Below are 8,862 nucleotides of genomic sequence, written 5' to 3'. Positions count from 1 at the left end.
GCGCTGTGGCGTTAAATCCAGAGCAACATAAAGAAGCTGCTTAACAATTTAGGCGACAACTGTCTTGAAAAACGCCGGTAATCTTCTAATGTATAAGTCTCAGTTCAAAATATATTTTTTAGAATGACGTATGGTTAAATGTTTGGGTTTGGTCTAAATTCAAGAAATACGTTGTTATCGGTGAGTTAGCTTCTTAGTATTAAATTTTTGATTTACATGCATACAGTTGAAATTTACACTACTTTTAATTTACTAAATAGATTTTGTGATCAAATATTTATCGATAATGATTCAAATTTACATCTATTTAGTACAAAATATGAACAAATCGATAGTAAAACAACACTTATTGATGATATGACGATTAAAATAAATCACTCATAATAATAAAAAATGAGATATCACTTATGGTTATGCACACTTTAGTCTTGCTTGGCAAAAATAGTATACAAAATAGTATATTCTGTAATTACGTTGACAAAACCTTAGGTCAGCGCGTTAACATTATTAAATGTGAAGCACTACCTAACCAACCTCTTTCTAGTAATAGCTTCATTATGATAGATATGTCTAGTGTTAGTGATGCTGACATTTGCGAATGGCAAAATATTTTACACGATTTGCCAAGTAACACATCGACGGTTTTGCTAAATGTGGCTGATATTCATGATAAAGATAATATTCTGTTATGGCCAAACTGTGCAGGAGTTTTTGCCGCTGATACGTCGTTAGATGAGTTCATTTTAGGTATGAAAAAAGTCCTTAATGGTGAGTATTGGCTGCCTAGAACTGTCATGGCTGAACTATTACAGCATTATAGAACCGATTTTAAGCCATCCGAGCAACCTAACACATTACTAACATCGAGGGAGCGTGATGTATTGGCGCTATTACCTAATTGCAAATCTAATATAGAAATTGCTGATGCGCTTTTTGTTAGTGAACACACTATAAAATCACATTTATACAAAATTTTTAAAAAAATTAACGTAAAAAATAGACTGCAAGCTATGAGTTGGATTAAAGAGAACTTTTAACTTGCTCTAACTTAGACATTATCACTAGCACTAGCACTAGCAATTATTCACTCACTATGCCGCTTGGGGTGACATATATGTGCACTTCGTCGGTATATTTTCCTCCTGGTTTCATTTCTGTGTCTCCCACTATAATTTTTAATGGCATCCTATCACCACCTGCACCTGTTGAATGGTTTGAATAAAATTGCCTTGAATTTTGGTTCAAATCGATTTCGCTACTATTCATTGTTAATTGATAATCGATATCCCATTTCGCTAATTGATTCTGATGGCGTAAATGTCCTTTATTGATTGAATCGAATGATAATGAGTAACCAGATGTACTTTTAATATATAAATGCGGCGATAAATCGACTACCTTTCCCGTCGTTAACTCACCTAGATTAAGATGATAATTATTATCAGCTAACCCATAAAAACTGATTTTTACAGCACTGTCTATATTTGTTGTTACAGCTTGAGTTATTTCATCTAATACATTCGCTGATGTTAAACTGGGTAATAATTTAGCCTCGAGTAAAGCACTATAGTTACCTTGGGAGGCAAATTGTTTTCCAGGAAAGCGTAACTGAAATCTGAATTTATCATTCCGTGGTGTTACTTGGCCATACCAGTAATTATGCTGTATTCCGCTGATAGACGATTGTGGGTTTGGCTCAAAAACTAGAGATTCATTGTTAATTGATACCATTTGACTGTTAGTGTCAAACGTCGACACTGCAACATAAAACGAACAATTTTCAAGGTTAGGATCTTCAGTGAAAATCGCTTTCACTTCATATTGCTGGGTTAATGCAAAAGCCTCTGATGAAAAAACGTCATAAGATCTTACATTACTATTGATGAGATCGATTGACTGAAGTCTTGCTTCACATGCATACAAGTTGGACGCAGCAATCATTGTTGTAAATGCCATAAAACACAGTAAAACGACTTTGGTTATCTTTTGATTAATCAACATATATAGTCCCTAAGCGTAATAACGCATCGCTATCATCTTTTACGGTAATTTTAAATTTTCTTAGTTTTTCAGTATTTAATTCTATTTCATAAGCACCGGGTTTAATACCTGTTATAGCGAATCGTCCAGTGCGATTAGTAAAGAAAACAAGTGGTTCATTTTGCTCATTATTGATTAGTAGAGCTTTACCAGATGTTAATGAGATAGGCTCTTTTGATTGGTTATCAACAAGTGTTCCAATTATTGTGATGGCAGCATCAGAGCCTATTTGTAAACTGTATCCCTGAGAGTACCCAGGTGAAAGCATAAATACGCCGGCACCTAAGTCGTATCCTACCGGTAGATTACTAACTTCATAATTTAAAACTTGCTCATTATATGCTGCTAAATCAGGTATAAGCATGGGTCCTAGGTTGTCACTATAAACTCGAGCACCATTAGTAGTAGGCGAAATTTCAGCATGATTTTCTATAATGCTTTTATGCTGTTTTACAATAGCAAAGCTTTCTCTAATCGGCCTACCGATTGCAATATCGCTTCCAGAGAAAGCGACACCAGAGGAGAGCCTAAGTTGGCTGAAATGATCATTGGTGTCATTTGATAAATCAGTGTATCGACTTGTATGTTGAGCATTTAGCACAAAACGATTAGCATCATAATCAATACCAGCATCTACCCCAATATTAGAATCTTCAGAATGAGTCGCCCCAGCAAACATTGCAATACCACCACTGTTACCAATATTTTTTCTATAACTGTATTCAGAGTTAACTTCTTTTCTATCACTTTGATAGCTAGAGACCACTCTAGAGTCAAACCCTAACGGCCAGCTTAACGTGAGTAGTCCTGATAAATCTGTATTATTTTCTAGAAACTGCTTATGACTCAGTCTAAAGCTCCAATTAGCTTTAGTATTAAAAAGTTGGCCAGAAACCGAAGGGCTTATAGTCCAATACCGCTTAGCATATTCATAACTATGTACATAGCTTGTGCTTATAGATGCCCTAAAATTAGAGTCAAAATTATAACTCAGTCGAGTTGCTATAAAATGTTGGTTAGCATTAATGGTTGAATCTATGAATATAAATGTGTCATTTCTAGCGCCAGTGTAAAAACGAGAATAATAATCGTAATAAACACTAAATTCTAACGCACTTTCATTTTTGACTAATCCCATAAGGTCATAACCAAAGCTTAGCGCAACACCTTCACCTATTAAATCATTATTGCTATAGCTAGATTTTATATCAAATAGCCCTATACCTGTCGCAAATAAATTCCTTTGTCCTATCTGATAGCTTGATTGACTAAATTGAAAGTTGACACCTAGAGTATATGAAGTATTTACACCGTATTCTAATTTGGCGTTAACGATATATTCATCAAAATTATATTCTGGATCACTGTTTGTTACATTACTTTTGAACCCACCATTAATATTATATTCAAACTCGTTTTCTTTTAGTAAATCCATACCTGTTGCTATAGAAAAGTTGATTCTTTCTTCTTGCCCATTTGAATCAATAATGACTAATTCAAGATCACTAACACCTTCGACTAAGGGGATATCTTGCAAATTATATGAGCCTGCCCCCAAGGTTAATCTTCGAACAACAACACCATCAACCATGACATCAACAGTTGAAGAACGCTGTAATGTAAATTGCCTAGATGCTGTAGGTCTTACATTTTTTGTCGGAATAACTGCAAAGTCTCTACTAATCTGGAGCCCTAAAATATCTCCACCATCTTGAAAGCTTGCACCATTATAATAATAATCACCCAACGTAATACGGGTACCTTGTTCGGGTGAATCATAATTTATGCGGGTGCCTTGCCTTGCATAAAAGTTATCTTGATTTTGAATGTTGCTATAAATAGATTCATACTCTAAAACCATTTTTTTATAGTTTACCGCTGTATTTAAAGTGTAATTTCGGTCAAATAAAATATCATTTATAGGTGTGTTACTTTCAATTCTTGATACAGAAGCAGATACGTTCATGTACCCGTTAATATTACTCGGTTCAATATAAGTACGATTACTCATTTTTTTATTGAAATCAATATTTCCAACTTTTAAATTGTTTGCATTAGGTGCTAGCACTAATTCTAGACTGGCCATGTCAAATGTTAGTCTTACGCCGACTTCTTCAAAATCATCATTATTGATAAAGCCGTCTTTTTGCAACAGTGCTAACTTGTCTAATACATCGTCATTTAATGTGTTTTTTAACAAATTGATTGTTGGTCCTGCAGCCATTTTTATTTTCTGCTCTTTGGTGATTGTGAGTTCGATATCACCAATGACGCTATCATTCAGTCTCAATAAACTCATTATGGTAAAGTCTCGGCCATATGGGTTTATCAGTTGTTCACATTGCGCAGCACCTGATGCGAAGAAAACTATAATGAATAGAAATATAATGAGCTTATTTGTCATTATTATTCTCGGTATTGATTGTTAATGAGTCTCCCTCAATCCAATCACTGTTTACCGGTATAGTGATGTTTCTAATTGAGTGGGGCGGGAGAAATATATCATTTAATGTGCTATAAATCGACTCATCTAAAAAGTATTTTTTGTTACTGGTTGTATTTAATTTAATTAAATTATTTGGTTTTAAGTAACAATAACTATTGCCATTGTTTTTAATACTAACTGTTAATTTTTTTTGTATTTTATTTATTGTTAGTGTGTCAGCTAAAACTGATAAATTTTCTTTTAGTTGCATAGAACTGATATGCACGACCACATTAAAGTGAACGAATATTTTTACACCGCTTTCTTCAGGTGAAATACTACGTGGTTGCGACAGTTGCGGTTGGCTGAAACGTATAAAATAACTTTTAGATTGTGGTATTTTTTTTGGACCATTCCACTGAACCCTTATCGCTTTTGTTTCTCCAGCCTCTAGTATCAGTGCCGGTGGAAACACTAGTAAATCATTTGAGTCTTCGATAGATGTTAAACTAAAAAGTGGTTTAACATTTTCAGGATTAAAAATAATTTCATTAATACTGATTTCAACTGGAACACTAATATTAGAGTTGTTTCTAACGATTATTTGTTGGTAATTAGGCTTAGAGTCTATTTTTAATTCAACTGTCAATGGTGAAATTTCTAATGCCATAGCATTGGGAGATATCAGCATTAGGATATATGTTGCTGAAAAAATAGCTAAAAAAATATATCCTTTGCAATTAACATTATCCATGATTCACCATTATTAACTATAATTATCTTTCATTCCAATTAATCTCTACCTTGGCTTTATTCATATCTACACCTTCAATTTGCTTTACCTTAAATATTCTTGATGCATTGGGTAAAATTAATTTTCCATCAACAAATTGATTAATGTTTTTACGATCTAAACGAGCTGAATTTATGCCGTCAGATAGAAGCCATTCCGTTTCAGTTACCTTTGCATAACGATTACCGCTATTGATTACTTCTAAAGTCCAATCGTCACCATCTTTCTGAAATGTTCCTGGTTGTAAATTTGCTTTTGCATTTGAGGGGACAACATTGAGTAAGGTTTTAAAATTAAATGCCAGTGAAACTTCGGAATCTTTTTGGTCTGCAAGCATTACCGAAACCTGATTGATTTCTATCGAGTATGATTGTGATTGTTTAATCATTGGATCGCCTAAGTAACGCACCATAATTGTTTGTGTTTTACCTGGCTGTATAACGGCGGTCATAGGAATGACGAGAAGGTCTTCATCTGCAGGTGATAGAGTGTTAATGCCATATTTATCCTGTGAAACTCTTAACGGAATAAACTCTAATGTTAATGGAAATGAATCTGTATTTTCCACCCTTAATGAATATTGAGACATTTTCCCAACGGGTTGGATTTCAGCTGACATTGGCTGAACTTGATATGCATGTGACATAAAACTAACGAATAAAATAATTAATGCAGTAAGTTGACTGGTTTTTTTTATGGTTAATACAATTAACTTGTCCATAAACAGCATTTCCCTAATTAAAATGCGAGGGGGAGAGTGCCCTCGCATTTAGTTTTTAAATTATAATGCAGAAATTTGAATGGTTAATTTGTCATAATATGCGCCAGCCCACGCACCTGTTGCAGTCGATGTTCCTGTTGTTATCACAAGTTCTGCAGAAGTACCACTTAGTAGAGATGAGCCTGAATAAGTTGTAGATACACTTGTATCATTATAGCCATTAGCACCATGACTCATTAAATCTAGAACTAATGGGGTAAGACCTACTGGCGTTAATGTGGCTTTATAAGGAATAACCAAATCTTCTGAATCAATACCTTGCAAACCACCTTCACTACTGATCATTGTAACAGTAGCACCATCAAAATCATTACAACTCATGTTGATTCCACTGATAGTGCCACCAGATAAAGACGTAATTGCTGTAGTTGCAGAACTAACTGAGCAGACTGTTGCAACGTTACCGCTAAGATCGATATCAACTGCGCTAGCTGAACCTGCAAATAATGACGCGATAGAGATTGCTGCTAAAGTAAATTTTTTCATGATAAAACTCCTTTTAAATCTAGATTATTACTACATAGTGACACCGATTCATTTTTATTAATTAAACGGTGGTTTTCTTCTTTGCATAGAAGAATTCTTAATTTTCGTTATTAACGAAATTCGGATATACATCGATATGTAACGTATCGATGTACTCTCCTGAATATTTTAAACTATCAAGTAAACTTATACTCAAAGTCCCATCAGTTTTGAATGGGATAATATTTCCGCTATTAAATTTATACTCTGATATTATTTCAGAGGCATTTTTATTAATAGCTAAGTTTAGTCTGTTAAATTCAATTTTTACGTTGTAATCTACAATTATATTATTTTGTTCTTGTAGTTTTAAACCACCAAAGTCAGACCTGATCGATAAAGACATTTTTTGGTTACAATCAACATGTAATTTTGTTTTGTACATTATCGATTGGCTAAAATCTAATGCCTTCCCAAACTCAGACTCAATAACGCACTTATCTTTTATCATGCCACTTAAAAAAATTGTTAATGATTCATTAGCTTTAGTATTGATGCTAATTAAAGGTCCAGTTAGTAGAAGAATAATCGACAAGTTTATTAGTAAAAACTGCCGCATCCTGATCCTCCAGACTAAATGCCTCAATGATAAGTTAAACCAAGTTAAACTTCTTAATCTTGGCAATGAAATTTGATGTGAAGATACTAATTTATTTTTTTAGTTAGCAAGTTTGATTTATGGTATGAATTTAAAGTTAAATAATGATGCTGGGTGTGCGGCTCAGAAGAAGATAAGTATGTGTTCAAGTTTACAATGAATTTAGCGGAAAAGCGTACATAAGTATGTTTGCTTGGAGTCGTTCATATCTATTATGACTACAATTACACTACTGAGTTATAAGTTTAAATTAGGAAAGATCTAATGAAATCAACGTTTATTTTACTTTTATTCAATGAATGTTTTTTTTGCACACTTTTAATTTCAATTTAAATTTAACCAAAAAGTATGAGTTTTGTTCATTAAAAGTATGTTGAAAAGTATTATAATTTTTCTGACTTTGAATCAAAGTATGATCATACTTATAATTTTAAGTATTACAAATACTATAGATACAGATAAAAAGTTTAGTCATCTCATAATAAAATCATTATTGGAGTTTCGTATAAGTTTGATATTAAATGTTGTGATCGCTAATGTATCTGCATGCTTGAATGAAGTAGATAGAATTATTACTGGGATGACATATTTCACTTAGGTTCGGCAATCATGTACTAGTACTCAACACCATCATTATCGAACGTACCATCCCGCGATCCTCGAATGCTCGTATCCCGGCTCAGAAACGCTACTGGGACGGATCCAGGTGTTGCTCGGTTTTTAGCATGCGATCTGTAAAGCGTAAGTGATTAACACCTGGGTTCCGGCTCAAGATCGTTACCGGAAAGACGTGCGGGTGTTACAGGAATGACGTGATAATGAACTCTAGCGTAATGACGTGATAGTAGGCGCTACCGGATGAAGTGGTAGTTGACGTTAGTTAAATGATGTGTGTGTGGGTCCTAATGCCTTGTTGTTATTGTGACTCTTACTTCACAGCCCGTCATCCTCGAATGCTTGTATCGGGGATCCAGGTGTTGCTTGGTTTTTAGTATGTGTTTTTTAAAACGTAAGGGATTAACACCTGGATTCCGGCTCAAAAGCGTTACCGGAATGACGTGCGGGTGGGTGTTACAGGAATGACGTGATAATGAACTCTAGCGGAATGACGTGATAGTGAACACTATCGGATGTAGTGGTAGTGGACGTTAGTTAAATGATGTGCGTGTGGATTCCTAATGCCTTGTTGTTATTGTGACTCTTACTTCACAGCCCGTCATCCTCGAATGCTTGTATCCCGGCTCAGAAACGCTACCGGGACGGATCCAGGTGTTGCTTGGTTTTTAGTATGTGATCTTTAAAGCGCAAGAGATTAACACCTGGGTTCCGGCTCAAAAGCGCTACCGGAATGACGTGCGGGTGGGTGTTACAGGATGAAGTGGTAGTGGACGTTAGTTAAATGATGTGCGTGTGGGCGCTGCAGGAATGACGTGCAGGTGGGTGTTACAGGAATGACGTGATAGTGGGCTCCTAATGCCTTGCTGTTGTTGTGACTCTTACTTCACAGCCCGTCATCCTCGAATCCTCGAATCCTCTAATCCTCGAATCCTCGAATCCTCGAATCCTCGAATCCTCGAATCCTCGAATCCTCGAATCCTCTAATCCTCGAATCCTCGAATGCTCGTATCCCGGCTCAGAAACGCTACCGGGACGGATCCAGGTGTTGCTTGGTTTTTAGTATGTGATCTTTAAAGCGCAAG

Annotated in this window: 7 protein-coding genes; 1 reads left to right on the top strand and 6 read right to left on the bottom strand. The window is 35.1% G+C overall.

Features of this window, described 5'->3' with window-relative positions; translation table 11 throughout:
• Window positions 1–407: 407 nt before the first annotated feature.
• The gene (locus AAEY99_RS20890; RefSeq protein ID WP_351011894.1) at window positions 408–1,037 is read left to right on the top strand and encodes a LuxR C-terminal-related transcriptional regulator; all 630 of its coding nucleotides are present in this window, start codon (window positions 408–410) and stop codon (window positions 1,035–1,037) included.
• Between the two features lie 43 nt (window positions 1,038–1,080).
• Here AAEY99_RS20890 and AAEY99_RS20885 read toward each other — a convergent pair whose 3' ends face one another.
• The 6 genes from AAEY99_RS20885 to AAEY99_RS20860 all read right to left on the bottom strand — a co-directional run bounded on the left by AAEY99_RS20885 (window position 1,081) and on the right by AAEY99_RS20860 (window position 7,123).
• Window positions 1,081–2,001: a hypothetical protein gene (locus AAEY99_RS20885; RefSeq protein ID WP_351011892.1), complete on the bottom strand. Its 921-nt coding sequence runs from the start codon at window positions 1,999–2,001 to the stop codon at window positions 1,081–1,083.
• The gene (locus AAEY99_RS20880; RefSeq protein WP_351011890.1) at window positions 1,991–4,444 is read right to left on the bottom strand and encodes a fimbria/pilus outer membrane usher protein; all 2,454 of its coding nucleotides are present in this window, start codon (window positions 4,442–4,444) and stop codon (window positions 1,991–1,993) included. Before AAEY99_RS20880 ends, AAEY99_RS20885 begins: the two co-directional genes overlap by 11 nt.
• Window positions 4,434–5,219 (bottom strand): fimbrial biogenesis chaperone, encoded by a 786-nt coding sequence (locus AAEY99_RS20875; protein WP_351011889.1) that lies wholly within the window; start codon window positions 5,217–5,219, stop codon window positions 4,434–4,436. The genes AAEY99_RS20880 and AAEY99_RS20875 overlap by 11 nt, the downstream gene beginning before the upstream one ends.
• Window positions 5,220–5,241: 22 nt before the next feature.
• Window positions 5,242–5,979 carry a fimbrial biogenesis chaperone gene (locus AAEY99_RS20870; RefSeq protein ID WP_351011887.1) on the bottom strand — a complete coding sequence of 246 codons (738 nt, stop codon included), beginning with the start codon at window positions 5,977–5,979 and terminating at the stop codon, window positions 5,242–5,244.
• Between the two features lie 60 nt (window positions 5,980–6,039).
• On the bottom strand, window positions 6,040–6,525 hold the full coding sequence (locus tag AAEY99_RS20865) for a hypothetical protein (RefSeq protein WP_351011885.1): 486 nt from the start codon (window positions 6,523–6,525) through the stop codon (window positions 6,040–6,042).
• Between the two features lie 97 nt (window positions 6,526–6,622).
• On the bottom strand, window positions 6,623–7,123 hold the full coding sequence (locus AAEY99_RS20860) for a hypothetical protein (protein ID WP_351011883.1): 501 nt from the start codon (window positions 7,121–7,123) through the stop codon (window positions 6,623–6,625).
• Window positions 7,124–8,862 lie beyond the last annotated feature (1,739 nt).

The sequence above is a fragment of the Shewanella sp. S1-58-MNA-CIBAN-0166 genome (assembly GCF_040310085.1).
Classification (GTDB): Bacteria; Pseudomonadota; Gammaproteobacteria; order Enterobacterales; family Shewanellaceae; genus Shewanella.
The sequence above is the reverse complement of the archived record's forward strand: the minus strand, read 5'-3'. Positions and strand labels throughout refer to the sequence as shown.

What these genes read in the sequence shown, in the direction of transcription:
- AAEY99_RS20885 (WP_351011892.1), bottom strand. Translation starts at nt 2,001, where the DNA reads ATGTTGATTAATCAAAAGATAACCAAAGTCGTTTTACTGTGTTTTATG.
- AAEY99_RS20880 (WP_351011890.1), bottom strand. Translation starts at nt 4,444, where the DNA reads ATGACAAATAAGCTCATTATATTTCTATTCATTATAGTTTTCTTCGCA.
- AAEY99_RS20860 (WP_351011883.1), bottom strand. Translation starts at nt 7,123, where the DNA reads ATGCGGCAGTTTTTACTAATAAACTTGTCGATTATTCTTCTACTAACT.
- AAEY99_RS20890 (WP_351011894.1), top strand. Translation starts at nt 408, where the DNA reads ATGGTTATGCACACTTTAGTCTTGCTTGGCAAAAATAGTATACAAAAT.
- AAEY99_RS20865 (WP_351011885.1), bottom strand. Translation starts at nt 6,525, where the DNA reads ATGAAAAAATTTACTTTAGCAGCAATCTCTATCGCGTCATTATTTGCA.
- AAEY99_RS20870 (WP_351011887.1), bottom strand. Translation starts at nt 5,979, where the DNA reads ATGGACAAGTTAATTGTATTAACCATAAAAAAAACCAGTCAACTTACT.
- AAEY99_RS20875 (WP_351011889.1), bottom strand. Translation starts at nt 5,219, where the DNA reads ATGGATAATGTTAATTGCAAAGGATATATTTTTTTAGCTATTTTTTCA.